Source organism: Qipengyuania soli, assembly GCF_015529805.1.
Lineage (GTDB): Bacteria > Pseudomonadota > Alphaproteobacteria > Sphingomonadales > Sphingomonadaceae > Qipengyuania > Qipengyuania soli.
Genome location: NZ_CP064654.1, coordinates 1,411,799 through 1,425,051 on the forward strand (window position 1 = coordinate 1,411,799; position 13,253 = coordinate 1,425,051).

15 protein-coding genes are annotated in these 13,253 nt (G+C 63.9%); 12 read left to right on the top strand and 3 right to left on the bottom strand.

What is annotated here, in order from left to right; genetic code table 11:
- Positions 1-75: 75 nt before the first annotated feature.
- The 5 genes from purB to IRL76_RS07100 are packed head-to-tail and all read left to right on the top strand — an operon-like array spanning position 76 to position 3,449.
- On the top strand, positions 76-1,386 hold the full coding sequence (purB, locus tag IRL76_RS07080) for an adenylosuccinate lyase (RefSeq protein ID WP_200984066.1): 1,311 nt from the start codon (positions 76-78) through the stop codon (positions 1,384-1,386).
- 60 nt (positions 1,387-1,446) lie between these two features.
- A complete protein-coding gene (locus IRL76_RS07085) occupies positions 1,447-1,776 on the top strand; it encodes a DUF1049 domain-containing protein (protein WP_200984067.1) in 330 nt (109 codons plus the stop codon).
- A complete protein-coding gene (gene pyrF, locus IRL76_RS07090) occupies positions 1,773-2,447 on the top strand; it encodes an orotidine-5'-phosphate decarboxylase (RefSeq protein WP_200984068.1) in 675 nt (224 codons plus the stop codon). Before IRL76_RS07085 ends, pyrF begins: the two co-directional genes overlap by 4 nt.
- A 1-nt stretch (position 2,448) precedes the next feature.
- Positions 2,449-2,811 (top strand): bleomycin resistance protein, encoded by a 363-nt coding sequence (locus IRL76_RS07095; RefSeq protein ID WP_200984069.1) that lies wholly within the window; start codon positions 2,449-2,451, stop codon positions 2,809-2,811.
- 2 nt (positions 2,812-2,813) lie between these two features.
- Positions 2,814-3,449, top strand: coding sequence for a phosphoribosylanthranilate isomerase (locus tag IRL76_RS07100; protein WP_200984070.1), 636 nt, complete (start codon positions 2,814-2,816; stop codon positions 3,447-3,449).
- A 51-nt stretch (positions 3,450-3,500) separates the two neighbouring features.
- Here IRL76_RS07100 and IRL76_RS07105 read toward each other — a convergent pair whose 3' ends face one another.
- Complete coding sequence (locus IRL76_RS07105; RefSeq protein ID WP_200984071.1) at positions 3,501-3,947, bottom strand: outer membrane protein; 447 nt, start codon at positions 3,945-3,947, stop codon at positions 3,501-3,503.
- Positions 3,948-4,212: 265 nt separating this feature from the next.
- On the opposite strand from IRL76_RS07105, the gene trpB reads away from it, so the two are divergent.
- From trpB to IRL76_RS07125, 4 genes are all read left to right on the top strand, one after another.
- The gene (gene trpB / locus IRL76_RS07110; protein WP_200984072.1) at positions 4,213-5,427 is read left to right on the top strand and encodes a tryptophan synthase subunit beta; all 1,215 of its coding nucleotides are present in this window, start codon (positions 4,213-4,215) and stop codon (positions 5,425-5,427) included.
- A 187-nt stretch (positions 5,428-5,614) separates the two neighbouring features.
- Positions 5,615-6,400, top strand: coding sequence for a tryptophan synthase subunit alpha (trpA, locus tag IRL76_RS07115; protein WP_200984073.1), 786 nt, complete (start codon positions 5,615-5,617; stop codon positions 6,398-6,400).
- A 3-nt stretch (positions 6,401-6,403) separates the two neighbouring features.
- Positions 6,404-7,252 carry an acetyl-CoA carboxylase, carboxyltransferase subunit beta gene (accD, locus tag IRL76_RS07120; RefSeq protein ID WP_200984074.1) on the top strand — a complete coding sequence of 283 codons (849 nt, stop codon included), beginning with the start codon at positions 6,404-6,406 and terminating at the stop codon, positions 7,250-7,252.
- A gap of 8 nt (positions 7,253-7,260) precedes the next feature.
- Complete coding sequence (locus tag IRL76_RS07125) at positions 7,261-8,556, top strand: bifunctional folylpolyglutamate synthase/dihydrofolate synthase (RefSeq protein ID WP_200984075.1); 1,296 nt, start codon at positions 7,261-7,263, stop codon at positions 8,554-8,556.
- 3 nt (positions 8,557-8,559) lie between these two features.
- Here IRL76_RS07125 and IRL76_RS07130 read toward each other — a convergent pair whose 3' ends face one another.
- Complete coding sequence (locus tag IRL76_RS07130; protein WP_200984076.1) at positions 8,560-8,895, bottom strand: hypothetical protein; 336 nt, start codon at positions 8,893-8,895, stop codon at positions 8,560-8,562.
- 34 nt (positions 8,896-8,929) lie between these two features.
- Positions 8,930-10,657 carry an AmpG family muropeptide MFS transporter gene (locus IRL76_RS07135; RefSeq protein ID WP_200984077.1) on the bottom strand — a complete coding sequence of 576 codons (1,728 nt, stop codon included), beginning with the start codon at positions 10,655-10,657 and terminating at the stop codon, positions 8,930-8,932.
- A gap of 73 nt (positions 10,658-10,730) precedes the next feature.
- On the opposite strand from IRL76_RS07135, the gene IRL76_RS07140 reads away from it, so the two are divergent.
- Genes IRL76_RS07140 through rsmD form a run of 3 tightly spaced genes read left to right on the top strand, consistent with a single transcriptional unit; the run spans position 10,731 to position 13,222 of the window.
- Positions 10,731-11,894 (top strand): aromatic ring-hydroxylating oxygenase subunit alpha, encoded by a 1,164-nt coding sequence (locus tag IRL76_RS07140; protein WP_200984078.1) that lies wholly within the window; start codon positions 10,731-10,733, stop codon positions 11,892-11,894.
- A gap of 18 nt (positions 11,895-11,912) precedes the next feature.
- Positions 11,913-12,680 carry a pseudouridine synthase gene (locus tag IRL76_RS07145; RefSeq protein WP_200984079.1) on the top strand — a complete coding sequence of 256 codons (768 nt, stop codon included), beginning with the start codon at positions 11,913-11,915 and terminating at the stop codon, positions 12,678-12,680.
- A complete protein-coding gene (gene rsmD / locus IRL76_RS07150) occupies positions 12,677-13,222 on the top strand; it encodes a 16S rRNA (guanine(966)-N(2))-methyltransferase RsmD (RefSeq protein ID WP_200984080.1) in 546 nt (181 codons plus the stop codon). Before IRL76_RS07145 ends, rsmD begins: the two co-directional genes overlap by 4 nt.
- Positions 13,223-13,253: the final 31 nt, after the last annotated feature.

The following is a 13,253-nucleotide window of genomic DNA, read 5'->3' on the forward strand; positions in this document are numbered from 1 at the left end:
GCGGGTTGCGATTTTGCGGCACCGCGCCTAGCGGCAGCGCCAACTCTCTCATCCCGCTCCGGAGTCCCCTGTACCATGGTCCCTCGCTACGCCCGCCCCGACATGACCGCCATCTGGGAGCCGGAAGCGAAGTATCGCATCTGGTTCGAGATCGAGGCGCATGCGACCGAGAAGCTGGGCGAGCTGGGTGTTGTGCCGCCGAGTGCGGGCAAGGCCTTGTGGGATTGGTGGGCGACCAATCCGAAGATCGATGTCGAGGCGATCGACGAGAAGGAGCGAATCCTCAAGCACGATGTCATCGCGTTCCTCGACTGGGTCGCGGAACAGGTCGGCCCAGAGGCGCGCTTCATGCACCAGGGCATGACCAGTTCGGACGTGCTCGACACAACGCTGGCCGTGCAGCTGGCCCAGGCGAGCGACATCCTGCTGGCAGATCTCGACGATCTCCTCGCCGCCATCAAGCGTCGGGCCGAGGAGCACAAGTACACCGCCACCATCGGGCGCAGCCACGGCATCCATGCCGAACCGGTGACCTTCGGCCTCAAGCTGGCTCAGGCCTATGCCGAATTCGACCGCTGCAAGGCGCGCCTCAAAGCCGCGCGCGCAGAAATCGCGACCTGCGCGATTTCGGGCGCGGTCGGGACCTTCGCCAACATCGACCCCTCGGTCGAAGAATATGTCGCCGGGAAGATGGGCCTCTCGGTCGAACCCGTATCGACGCAGGTCATCCCGCGCGACCGCCACGCGATGTACTTTTCTACCCTCGCGGTAATCGCCGGGTCGATCGAACGCCTCGCCATCGAAATCCGCCACCTCCAGCGCACCGAAGTACTCGAGGCCGAAGAATACTTCGCGCCCGGCCAGAAGGGTTCGTCGGCGATGCCGCACAAGCGCAACCCGATCCTGACGGAAAACCTCACCGGCCAGGCGCGCATGATCCGCGCCTATGCCCTCCCCGCGCTGGAAAACGTCGCCCTGTGGCACGAGCGGGACATCAGCCACTCCTCGGTCGAACGCTTCATCGGTCCCGATGCGACGATCACGCTCGACTTCGCCCTCGCCCGCCTGACCAACGTGGTCGACAAGCTGCTTGTCTACCCCGAGCGCATGCAGGCGAACATGGATCGCATGGGCGGCCTTATCCATTCGCAGCGCGTGCTCCTGGCGCTGACACAGGCCGGCAAGACCCGCGACGATGCCTATCGCCTGGTCCAGCGCAACGCGATGAAGGTGTGGGAATCGGATGGTCGCCTGATGCTCCTCGACCTGCTCAAGCAGGACGAAGAAGTGACTGCCGCGCTTTCCGAAAAGGAACTCGAGGAGAAGTTCGACCTCGATTACCACTTCAAGCACGTCGACACGATCTTCGCACGGGTCTTCGGCTAGACGCGAGCGCTTCCCGGGCCTAGCAAGACGCAAAAGGGCAAAAGGGGAGCTCGAGAAACAATGCAGATCATTCGCACGGTCGTCTGGGTCCTGGTGCTGTTCGCACTTCTGGCATTCAGCTTCTTCAACTGGAAGCCGGTCGAGGTCCAACTGTGGTCGAACCTCGTGCTCGAGACCAAGCTGCCCGCGCTCGTCGTGATCTCTTTCCTCCTGGGCCTCTTGCCGATGTGGCTGATCCACCGCGCGAACAAGTGGCGCATGACCCGCCGGGTCAACGCTCTGGAAGCGGCGACGACGCGGCTTGCGACGCCCAAGGAACCCATCCCCACGCCGACCCCCACCGGCGAACCAGCCAATCCCGTCGAACCGGAACCCGACAAACCCCTATGAGCAACCCGATCTATCTCGCCCTCGACGTTCCCCGCCTGCGCGATGGCATTGACCTCGCGAAGAAGGTCAAGGGCCACGTCGGCGGCATCAAGCTGGGTCTCGAATTCTTCTGCGCCCACGGTGCGCACGGCGTTCACATGATCGGCCAGATCGGGCTGCCGATCTTCCTCGACCTCAAGCTCTACGACATACCCAACACCGTGGCCGGCGCGATGTACGCCATCCACCAGCTCGAACCTTCGATCGTGACAGTCCATGCCAGCGGCGGTCGTGCGATGCTGGAAGATGCCAAGGCGGCGGCGGGTGAGAATACCAAGGTAGTCGGCGTCACCATGCTAACCAGCATGGACCAGCGCGACCTCGAACGGACGGGCGTGTCTGGTTCGGCCCATGACCATGTGCTGCGCCTTGCGGAACTGTCCCACGATGCCGGGCTCGACGGAATCGTATGCTCGGGACACGAGGTGAAGGCGGTTCACGACCAATGGAAGGACGGCTATTTCGTCGTCCCAGGCCTGCGTCCCGCAGGCAGCGCCGTCGGCGACCAGAAGCGCGTCGTCACCCCGCGCCAGGCGCGCGATGATGGTGCGAGCGTGCTTGTCATCGGACGCCCGATCAGCCGGGCAGATGATCCGGCGAAGGCAGCGCGCGAGATCGAAGCGACCCTCTAAAATGGCCGATCGCGCCACGCCCAACCTGCCCGCACGCGATTTCGATGCGACGGAGAAGTTCTACGCAGCGCTCGGCTTCGAGCGGACCTGGCGCGACAATGGCTGGATGATCCTTTGCCGGGGCGACCTGCAGCTCGAATTCTTCCCTTGGCCCGACTTCGATCCGGCGACGAGTTCCTTTGGCTCGTGCTTGCGCGTCGACGACTTTGCCGGCTTGATGGAAGCTGTGGTCGCCGCGGGGATTCCCAATACCCGCCAAGGCTTTCCGCGGTATCACCCGCCCCAGCGGGAGGCGAGCGGCCTCGAAATCGCCTATCTGATCGACCCGGACTGCTCATTGTTGCGGCTCATCCAGAACCCCTGATCGTGTCGGCCCAGATCAAGATTTGCGGCGTGACGACGACCGAGGCACTCGAAGCAGCCATCGGCGCGGGCGCGAGCTATGTCGGCCTGAACTTCTATCCCCCAAGCCCCCGCTTCGCCGATGCCGAGACAGCAGGCCTGCTGGGCAGGACGGCGAGTGGTCGCATCCCGCTTGTCGGCGTCTTCGTCGATCCGACCGATGAGGAAATCGAGGCCGCAGTCGCGCATGCCGATCTCGCCGCTCTCCAGCTCAACCGGACGACAGCCTTGCGCCGGCTACGGATCAGGGAGCGTTTCGGCCTGCCAGTGTGGGCCGTGATCGAGGTCGAGTCCCACCTCGACACTCTGGCCGTCAATCACATCGATGCGGCCGATTTCATGCTCTGGGACGCAAAGACTCCCAAGGGAAGCGCGCTGCCCGGCGGGATGGGACATTCGTTCGACTGGTCGCTGATCGCGTCCGTCACTCCCCCTCTGCCTTGGGGCCTGGCTGGTGGATTGGATCCGCAGAATGTGGCCGAGGCGATCGCGGCGACCGGAGCGCCGCTGGTCGACACGGCGAGCGGCGTCGAGCGCGCGCCGGGCGTCAAGGATGCGGCCCTCATCCGTGCCTTTTGCATGGCGGCGCGAGCCGCATAGAAAAAGGGCGGCCCCGCAGGACCGCCCTTCCCTGTTCGATCTTGCGAAGGATCAGAAGGTGAGACCGAGGCCGACGGCAGCGGTGTTCACGTCGACGACGTCGTCGAAGAAGTGACGGTACTCAACCTTGAGGTAGGCAGCCGAGCCCAGCTTGTGCTGGTAGCCGGCACCGGCGTGGAAGGCGTCGCCGTCACCGAAGCTGTAGCCAGCGGTGCCGTAGATCTTGCCGGCGGTGCCGACCTTGGCGCCCAGACGACCGGTCGCGCCCCAGACGATGTCCGAACCGTCGACGAGAATCTTGTCGGCCGAACCTTCGACGCCGAAGAATGCGGTGGTGCCGAGGTCGAAATCGTGACCGGCAGCAACGCCGAGAACTGCTTCTTCCTGGCCCGCAGCCCAGGCGATGCCGCCACGGACTTCGGCGCGGCTTTCATTGGCCTGCGCGGGGACGGCGACGGCTGCAACTGCAACGGCGCCAAGCAGAGCGATCTTACGCATAAACTTATTATCCTTTGTTTTTCACAGCGGGAATGCTCCCGTCTGGTGCACATAATTTGATATCCCCGCCTTAGGTCGGCAATACACAAATGTAATAATGCAACGCATGAAATGTTACTTGTTGCGTGAAGGTGACAGTTCCTGAACACCAGCTTTCCATTTGATAAACAAATGTGAAAGGATCGGCCGGGCGAACCCTGCCTATCCTGGTTCAGACGACAGCTTGCTGGACAAGCGGACCCGCTTTTGCGAAGCGCCACGGCCGATGGACACCAAAGCCAATTCCTACCGCACCATGCCCGACGAACGCGGGCATTTCGGCGACTACGGCGGGCGCTATGTCGCCGAGACGCTGATGCCGCTGATCCTCGACCTCGAGCGCGAATACCGCGCCGCGCAGGCCGATCCGGCATTCCAGGCGCAGTTCGACGACCTGCTCGAACACTATGTCGGCCGCCCGAGCCCGCTCTATTTCGCCGAGCGGCTTACGGAAGAGTTGGGCGGCGCGCAGGTCTGGTTCAAGCGCGACGAGCTCAACCACACGGGCGCGCACAAAATCAACAATTGCATCGGGCAGATCCTGCTCGCCATGCGCATGGGCAAGACCCGCATCATTGCCGAGACCGGCGCGGGCCAGCACGGCGTCGCCACCGCCACGGTCTGCGCGCGCTTCGGCCTGCCCTGCACCATCTTCATGGGCGCGACCGACGTTGCCCGCCAGCAGCCCAATGTCTTCCGCATGAAGCTGCTCGGCGCAGAGGTCGTTCCGGTCACCGCCGGGGCCGCCACGCTTAAGGACGCGATGAACGAGGCGCTCCGCTACTGGGTCGCGAACGTCCACGACACCTTCTACATCATCGGCACCGCTGCGGGCCCGCACCCCTATCCCGAGCTCGTCCGCGACTTCCAGAGCGTGATCGGCAAGGAGGCCCGCGCGCAGATGCTCAGCCGCATCGACCGCCTGCCTGACCTGCTGGTTGCAGCGATCGGGGGCGGCTCGAACGCGCTCGGTCTGTTCCACCCCTTCCTCGACGATCCCGACGTGCGCATGCTCGGAGTCGAAGCGGCGGGCTACGGCCTCGACGGCGACCAACACGCCGCGAGCCTGCTCGGCGGATTTCCGGGCATCCTCCACGGCAACAAGACATACCTGCTGCAGGACGAGGACGGCCAGATCACCGAAGGCCACTCGATCAGTGCGGGGCTCGACTATCCCGGGATCGGGCCGGAGCACGCCTGGCTCAAGGACATGGGCCGCGTCGAATACACCGCCGCGACCGACGAAGAGGCGCTCGACGCCTTCCAGCTCCTCTGCCGCACCGAGGGCATCATCCCCGCATTGGAGCCGAGCCACGCCATCGCAGCGGTGGCCAAGGTCGCCCCAACCATGCCCAAGGACGCGATCATCCTCGCGAACCTGTGCGGACGCGGCGACAAGGACATCTTCACCGTGGCCGACAAGCTGGGAGTGGAGATGTGACGCGAAACTTCACTGGTTCACTTCTGTTTGGAACGACGATTGCCGCAATCGCGGTTGGCGGGGTCTGGATATTGAATGCTGTTCTGACTGAGAACTCCCTAGAAATCGATGCTACCAAGGTGATCATTGATTTCGTATTTCTTACTATCCTTTTGAAGCTCACACGTTGGAAAACGAACTTTCTGAAATGACCCGCTTCTCCAACGCTTTCTCAAAGCCCCACCCCGCCCTCGTCTGCTTCATCACTGCGGGCGACGGCGACACGGCGGCCAATCTCGACGCGCTGGTCGCGGGCGGCGCGGATGTGATCGAGCTGGGCATGCCCTTTACCGATCCGATGGCCGACGGCCCCGCGATCCAGTCGGCGAACCTGCGCTCGCTCGGTGCCGGTACGACCACCGCCGACGTTTTCCAGATCGCCGCCGATTTCCGCCAGCGGCACCCTGACATCCCGCTGGTGCTGATGGGCTATGCCAACCCGATGGTTCGGCGTGGCCCCGAGTGGTTTGCACAGGCGTGTACCGACGCAGGCATCGACGGAGTGATCTGCGTCGATATTCCGCCGGAAGAGGACGACGCGCTCGGTCCGGCGCTGCGCGACAAGGGGATTTCCCCGATCCGCCTCGCCACCCCTACCACCGATGCCAAGCGTCTTCCGCAGGTGCTCGAGGGGTCGTCGGGCTTCCTCTACTACGTCTCGGTCGCGGGCATCACCGGCCTCCAGCAAGCCGCGCAGGCCAGCATCGAAGACGCGGTTGCAAGGCTCAAGGCCGCCACCGACCTGCCTGTCGCGGTCGGTTTCGGCGTGCGCACACCTGAACAGGCGGGCGAGATTGCCAAGGTTGCCGATGGCGTAGTGGTCGGTTCGGCGTTGGTCGAGATTGTCGGACGTTACGGCAATGATGCTCCGGCAAAGCTGCGCGAACTCACGGCAGGTCTTGCCAAGGCGGTGCATTCGGCGGCAAGGGGCTAACCCATGAACTGGTTCACCCGCGTCCGCAATTCGATCACCTCGCTGTCCAAGCGCAGCACCGACAAGGACCTGTGGGTCAAATGCCCCGGGTGCCAGCAGATGGTCTTCGCGCAGGAGTACGAGGAAAACGCCTTCGTCTGCCCGCGCTGCGACCACCATGGCCGTATCGGTGCCGACGAGCGCCTGAGCCAGCTGCTGGACGAAGGCTTCGAGGTCCTCCCCATCCCCGATGTGAAGGAAGACCCGCTCAAGTTCCGCGACACGTCGAAGTATACCGACCGCCTCAAGAAGGCCCGCGCCAACAGCCCGCACAAGGATGCCTTCCTCGTCGGTTCCGGTGAAATCGAGGGTATGCCCGCCGTCGTCGGGGTGCAGGATTTCGGCTTCATGGGTGGGTCGATGGGCATGGCCGTGGGCACCGCCTTTTGCCAGGGTGCCGAGCGCGCCCTGAAGCGCAAGTGCCCCTACATCGTCGTGACCGCAGCCGGCGGCGCGCGCATGCAGGAGGGGATCCTCAGCCTCATGCAGATGCCGAAGGCGACCGTTATGACACGCCGTCTCAAGGAAGCGGGCCTGCCCTACATCGTCGTGCTGACCGACCCGACGACCGGCGGTGTCACGGCAAGCTACGCCATGCTGGGCGACGTCCACCTCGCCGAACCGGGTGCACTCATCGGCTTTGCCGGCCAGCGCGTGATCCAGGACACCATCCGCGAGCAATTGCCCGACGGGTTCCAGCGTGCCGAGTACCTGCACAAGCACGGCATGGTCGACATGGTCGTCCATCGGCATGACCTGAAGGACACGCTGGCGACGCTGATCGATTACCTGGCACCCGCCAAGGCCGCCTGATCCGCGCCATGCGGGATTTCGCCCGCTCCGACAGTTCTGCCGTCCAGGAGCAGCTCGACCGGCTGGGCCGTCTTTCCGTGCCCGAGGGGCGTCTGGGCCTCGACACCATCCGCGCCCTGCTTGCGCGCCTGGGCGATCCGCACAAGCGTCTCCCGCCCGTGTTCCATGTCGCGGGGACTAACGGCAAGGGTTCGATCTGCGCCTTCCTGCGCGCCATGCTGGAGGCACAAGGGTACAAGGTCCACGCGACAATCAGCCCGCATCTCGTCCGCTACAACGAACGAATCCGGGTCGCAGGCGAGCTCATTTCCGATGAACGCCTCGCGGAATTGCTGGCGGAGGTGCTGGATGTCGGGGAAGACCTCAATCCCAGCTTCTTCGAGGTCACTATCGCCGCCGCATTCGCCGAATTCGCGCGCGTGCCTGCGGACGCCTGCGTGGTCGAGGTCGGACTTGGCGGTCGTTTCGACGCGACCAACGTACTCGAGCCCGAAGTTCTCGCTGCATGCGGAATCGCAGCCCTTGGCATCGACCACGAGCGCTTCCTTCTGGCACCGGAAGAAGGTGTGCCGGAAGCACCCATGGCGCGGATCGCTTTCGAGAAGGTCGGCATCGCCAAGCCAGGAGTGCCGCTGATTGCACTCGGCCCCACGCAAAGCGCTGCAGCGGTAATCTTCGAAGTTGCCGAAAGGGTCGGCGCTCCGATCATCATGGAAGGCGTGGATTTCCGGATCCTGGCGGACGGGCAGAACTTCGCTGTGGTCGATGCCGACTCCCAGATAGTCCTGCCCCTGCCTTCCCTGTCCGGTGCGCATCAGGTGAGTAACGCGGGATTGGCCATCGCCATGCTGCATCATCAGCGCAGCATTCCCGTAAGCCACGAGGCGATGGTCAAAGGTGTTCGTTCGGCCCGGTGGCCTGCCCGACTGCAACGAATGGCTGAAGGACCACTCACAGGTGGACGAGAAGTCTGGCTCGACGGAGGCCATAATCCGAGTGCCGGGCTGGCTCTTGCGAACCATTTCCGGGGGCAGCGCTTCCACCTCGTCATCGGAATGTTGTCGGCCAAGGATCCTGCGTCGCTCGTAGGTCCGCTCGGCAAGTCGATTGCCAGCATTTCCGTGGTTCCGGTTCCGGGACACGAGTGGCACGGCGTCGACGTATTCGGTCCGGAAGCGCGGAGTGCCGGAAGCCTTCCAGAAGCTTTCGAGAAGCTTCCCCGGGACGAGTTGCCTGTCCTGGTCGCAGGTTCGCTCTACCTCGCGGGCGAGGCCCTGCGGCTCAACGAAGAGTTCCCGGATTAGAGCCTAGAGACTGCGGACGACGAAGGGCGAGTGGTCCTTCGTCTTCTTGATCACGACCGGGCGCAATGGTTCGTCGAAGACGATGGCTATCTCGTTACCCGTGCGCCGCCCGACCGATCCGAAGGCCTCGAAGTTGAGCCAGCTCAGCAAGCAGTCGCGAATGCCCACTGTGGACATGCTCTCCGGCACCGCGATGCGCGCGCCGCCTTGTGACAAATCGAGAATTCTAACGCTCTTCGGAGCGCCTTCGAGGGTGATGAGTTGCGCAGCCAGCCCGACTTCCACCCGAAGGAAATCGCGCTTGGAGTGATCATCCGAGGGATTCGGCACCGCGCTCATTCCTGACCCATACACGAAAATAGTTAGACTTGGCTTAACCGGCCTGCCCGGTCTCTCCGGCTTCCGGAGCGACTATCCCGGCGGCAGCCTTCGACCGGCTTTCGCGCCACCACTCGATGCAGACGAGCACCGCAGCACCCAGGCCAATCCAGGTCGTGAGGACGAAAACGTCGTAGAAGCCCTGCTTCTCGATCATCTCGCCCAGCGCACCGCGCCCGAGCGTGCCAACGAGCAAGGTTAGCGACGAAAGAAGAGCATACTGGACGGCGCTGAACTTCTTCGAGACGATCGATGAAAGCCACGCGATGTAGGCGGCCCCGGCGATACCGATGGCAAGGTTCTCGAAGCCGATGGTGATCATCAGCCGGGCAAGTTTCTCCGAGCCACCCGGGAAGCTTTCGACCAGGGCCGTGAACCCGATCATGCTGCTCAGCGCACCCATGTTCGCTCCGCCTGCGGCGAGGTCGGCGTAGAGCAGGTTGGTCAGAGCAGCCAGGATCCCGCCGAGGAGCAGCGTCGGCATCCGCCCGACCACAGTCAGCAGCCAGCCACCGAGGGCGAGGCCGAGGATGATGGCGCCGACACCGAAGAACTTGGACGCGAAGGCCACCTCGTCGTTCGTGTACTGCAGTTCGCCGAGATAGAATGGATAGGCGAAGGTGCCCCAGATCGCGTCGCAGATGCGGTAGGTAAGCACGACCGCAAGGATGAGCACCAGGGACCAACCCATCCTGCCGACGAATTCGACGAGCGGCAGCACCAATGCGCGGTACAGGTGATCGAGTGCATAAGCTGTACCTGAAGCAGGCGGAGCATCCTCAGCCAGCAGGTGCATGCCCTTGCGCTGCTGCGAGGCGAGCCAGCCTGCGATGAGTGCGGGCAGCACGATCGTGGCGACAATAATCCAGGGGCCGACATTCAAGGTGAAGTCGGTCGGATTGGGCCGGTCCTCGGGCGCATAGGTCATCGACATGATCATGAAGGCCAGCACCACGCCAATTGCGCCTGCCCACAGCAGACCGACCAGCGCCAGCGCGCGATTGCGGATTGCCGGCTCGATCTCGCCGGCCTTGCGCAGCGCACGAACCTGCTCGTCCCCGAAAGCACTGGTCTGCGCGGCGTCGCCATCGGCGTTCGGCGCCATCAGGCAGATCGCGCCCGCCACCAGCAGGATTGCACCCATCATCAGGTATGTCTCGGGCCAGCCGATGCGTGCCGCGATAATGAGGCCGAGCGCGCCGCCCACGAGTGACGATAGACGGTAGCCCATCTGGTAGATGGTCGAAAGGACGTCGATCGTGGCCTTCTCGTCCGCCACGTCGATACGCCAGGCGTTTATCGCAATGTCCTGTGTTGCGCTCGCAAAGGCACCGATGCCCGCAAGGAGGGAGAACATTCCCAGCTGGCTGCGCGGGTCGAGCAGGCTCATCGTGACCAGGATGGCCCCCAACAGCAGCTGCATCGGCACGATCCACTGCTTGCGCTTGCCCAACTTGCGCAGCAGCGGGAGGTCGACCTTGTCGATCAGCGGCGACCACAGGAACTGGAAGGCATATGCAAGCCCGATGAGCGAGAAGATACCCATCGTCTCCAGCTCGACTTCCGCCTCGGTCAGCCAGGCGAACAGCGTGCCCAGGAAAAGGGCGAATGGAAGACCGCTGGAAAAGCCGAAAAGCAGCATGAAGCCGGTCTTGCGATTGCCCAGCGCCATGCCGAGCGCGCGCATGCCCGATATCTTCTTTGTCTCCGCGACCTCAGCCATTCCCTAGCGTCCTTCCGTTTGCGCCGGTTTTTTGCGACACTAGCTCCGAGAGAGAGCGAGAGGAACTGGCGTCATGAGCGCTGTCGACACCAAAAATTCCTCGCGCCGCCCGACCGACGGAATGATCGCACTCGCGCGCGACATCGCCGAAGGCCGGAAGCGCGATGCCGCCGATGCCAGCACCGTGCCGGCGCAGGTCTATACCGATCCTGAATACTGGGCACGCGAGAAGGCGGCGATCTACGACCGCCTGCCGCAAATCCTGTGCCCTTCGGCGCTGCTGCCCGATCCGGGCATGGCGGTGCCGCACGACGCCACGGGCCGCCCCCTCCTCATCACCCGTGATGCATCGGGCGATGTTCATGTCTTCCTCAACGTCTGCCGCCACCGCGGCACGCGACTGGTCGAAGGCAGCGAGGTGCAATGCGCCAAGAAGCTGGTCTGCCCTTACCACGCGTGGACCTATTCGGTGGACGGGCGCCTTCTCGCCCTGCCCCGCCCCGACACTTTCCCCGGTCTCGACAAAGGCGGCTACGGCCTGGTCGAGCTGCCTTCCAGGGAAACCGGCGGCCTGATCTGGTTCTGCCCGCGCGAGGATACTGCGGACTTCGCGCTGGCCGAGAAGCTTGGCGAGGATTTCGATGCCCTCGGCATGGGCGAACAGGTACTGTTCCGTCGCAAGACCCATTCGGTCGCGGGCAACTGGAAGCTCATCATGGATGCCTTCCTCGAGAGCTATCACGTCACCCGCCTGCACGCGAAGACGATCGGCCCGTTCTTCAAGGACGGTGCGACCAGCGGCGACATGATCGGCCCGCATTCGCGCAGCGCGGTCGGACGGCTGGAGGAAATGGAAGGCGTCGACCTTGCGAATATGGGCGAGCTGCGCCGTGTCGTTACTTTCGCCTACCAGATGCTGCCCGGCGCACTCGTCATTCCCAGCCCCGACTACATCAACCTCATGGTGATGATGCCTCAGTCGCACGATCACACGCTGGTGGAGGACTTCATGCTCATTCCCGAGCACCCGGCAACCGACAAGGCGCGCGACCACTGGGAGCGCAGCTGGGCACTGCTCGACGGCGGGGTTTTCGCCTCCGAAGACTTCCGTGCCGCCGAGCTCGGCCAGCAGGGCTTGTCGACCGGTGCCATTCCGTTCCTGACGCTCGGGACCATGGAAGGCGGCATCAGGCGCTTCCACGAGACGGTCGAGGAAGCCTTGCGCGCAGCCAACTGAAGGCCTAACCGCGCGACCATGTCCGACAACCGACTTCCCGAAGAAGGCGACCGCATCGCCAAGCTGCTCGCGCGTGCGGGCGTGGCCAGCCGTCGCGAGATCGAGCGCATGATCGCCGAGGGCCGCGTCGCGCTCAATGGCAAGGTGCTCGACACGCCAGCCGTGAAGCTGGATAACCTGAACGGGGTCACTGTCGACGGGAAACCGGTCGGCAAGGCGCAGGAAACCCGCCTTTTCGCTTTCCACAAACCAGCCGGAATGCTGACCACGGAATACGACCCCAAGGGGCGGACGACGATCTACGACGCCCTGCGCAACGCCTTGCCCAAGGACGCAGGGCGGGTGATGCCGGTGGGCCGCCTGGACTACAACACAGAGGGCCTCCTGCTCCTGACCAATGACGGCGAGGTAAAGCGCGCGATGGAATTGCCCGCCACCGGCGTTCCGCGCACCTACCGCGCCCGCGCCTTCGGCGACGTAACCCAGGCACAGCTCGACGAACTCATCGAAGGGGTCGAGATCGACGGCATCCGTTACGGGCAGATCGAAGCGAACCTTGAGCGTGGCTCGGGCCGGAACCGCTGGATCGAAATGACCTTGCGCGAAGGCAAGAACCGCGAAGTACGCCGCGTGCTCGAACACCTGGGGCTTGAGGTGAACAGGCTGCTGCGCATCGGCTATGGCCCGTTCCACATCGGCGACCTCCCACGCGGCCGGGCGACAGAGATCAAGCGCGGCGACGTCGAGGCATTCAAGCGCGAGCTGGCGCGCGGTTTCCGCAAGTGAGGATTATTGCTGGCGAATGGCGTGGGCGCAAACTCGTCGCACCTCCGGGTGATCTGACGCGTCCCACGGCAGATCGCACCCGCGAAACCCTTTTCAACATGCTGGCGAGCAGGCTTGGAAGTTTCGAGGACCTGCACGTACTCGACCTGTTTGCCGGTTCGGGCGCACTCGGACTGGAGGCTTTGTCGCGTGGCGCTGCATCCTGCCTTTTCGTCGAGCAGGATGCTTCCGCCATCAAGGCCATTCGTGCCAATATCGATGCACTCGGCGCGCGCCAGCGTGCGACCGTGCAACAGGGCTCCGTCCTATCGCTCGGCCCGGCGAAAAAGGCCCACGAGCTGATCTTGCTCGATCCGCCCTACGAAACGGGAGCAGGAATTGTCGCGCTCGACCGAATGCTGCGGCTGGGCTGGATCGATGCGACGACCTGGATCGCTCTCGAAACGAGATCGAACGAAGAGGTTTCGCTGAAGTCGCTGCGCATCGAAGCGGAGCGCAAGGTCGGCAAGGCCAAGCTGACAATTCTTCGCCTCGACACCTGAGAATCGAAAAGGGCGAGACCGCCGCGGCGGC

Excerpts from the sequence above, each read along its gene's own strand:
- purB (WP_200984066.1), top strand. The coding sequence starts at position 76 with ATGGTCCCTCGCTACGCCCGCCCCGACATGACCGCCATCTGGGAGCCG.
- IRL76_RS07085 (WP_200984067.1), top strand. The coding sequence starts at position 1,447 with ATGCAGATCATTCGCACGGTCGTCTGGGTCCTGGTGCTGTTCGCACTT.
- pyrF (WP_200984068.1), top strand. The coding sequence starts at position 1,773 with ATGAGCAACCCGATCTATCTCGCCCTCGACGTTCCCCGCCTGCGCGAT.
- IRL76_RS07095 (WP_200984069.1), top strand. The coding sequence starts at position 2,449 with ATGGCCGATCGCGCCACGCCCAACCTGCCCGCACGCGATTTCGATGCG.
- IRL76_RS07105 (WP_200984071.1), bottom strand. The coding sequence starts at position 3,947 with ATGCGTAAGATCGCTCTGCTTGGCGCCGTTGCAGTTGCAGCCGTCGCC.
- trpB (WP_200984072.1), top strand. The coding sequence starts at position 4,213 with ATGGACACCAAAGCCAATTCCTACCGCACCATGCCCGACGAACGCGGG.
- trpA (WP_200984073.1), top strand. The coding sequence starts at position 5,615 with ATGACCCGCTTCTCCAACGCTTTCTCAAAGCCCCACCCCGCCCTCGTC.
- accD (WP_200984074.1), top strand. The coding sequence starts at position 6,404 with ATGAACTGGTTCACCCGCGTCCGCAATTCGATCACCTCGCTGTCCAAG.
- IRL76_RS07125 (WP_200984075.1), top strand. The coding sequence starts at position 7,261 with ATGCGGGATTTCGCCCGCTCCGACAGTTCTGCCGTCCAGGAGCAGCTC.
- IRL76_RS07130 (WP_200984076.1), bottom strand. The coding sequence starts at position 8,895 with ATGAGCGCGGTGCCGAATCCCTCGGATGATCACTCCAAGCGCGATTTC.
- IRL76_RS07135 (WP_200984077.1), bottom strand. The coding sequence starts at position 10,657 with ATGGCTGAGGTCGCGGAGACAAAGAAGATATCGGGCATGCGCGCGCTC.
- IRL76_RS07140 (WP_200984078.1), top strand. The coding sequence starts at position 10,731 with ATGAGCGCTGTCGACACCAAAAATTCCTCGCGCCGCCCGACCGACGGA.
- IRL76_RS07145 (WP_200984079.1), top strand. The coding sequence starts at position 11,913 with ATGTCCGACAACCGACTTCCCGAAGAAGGCGACCGCATCGCCAAGCTG.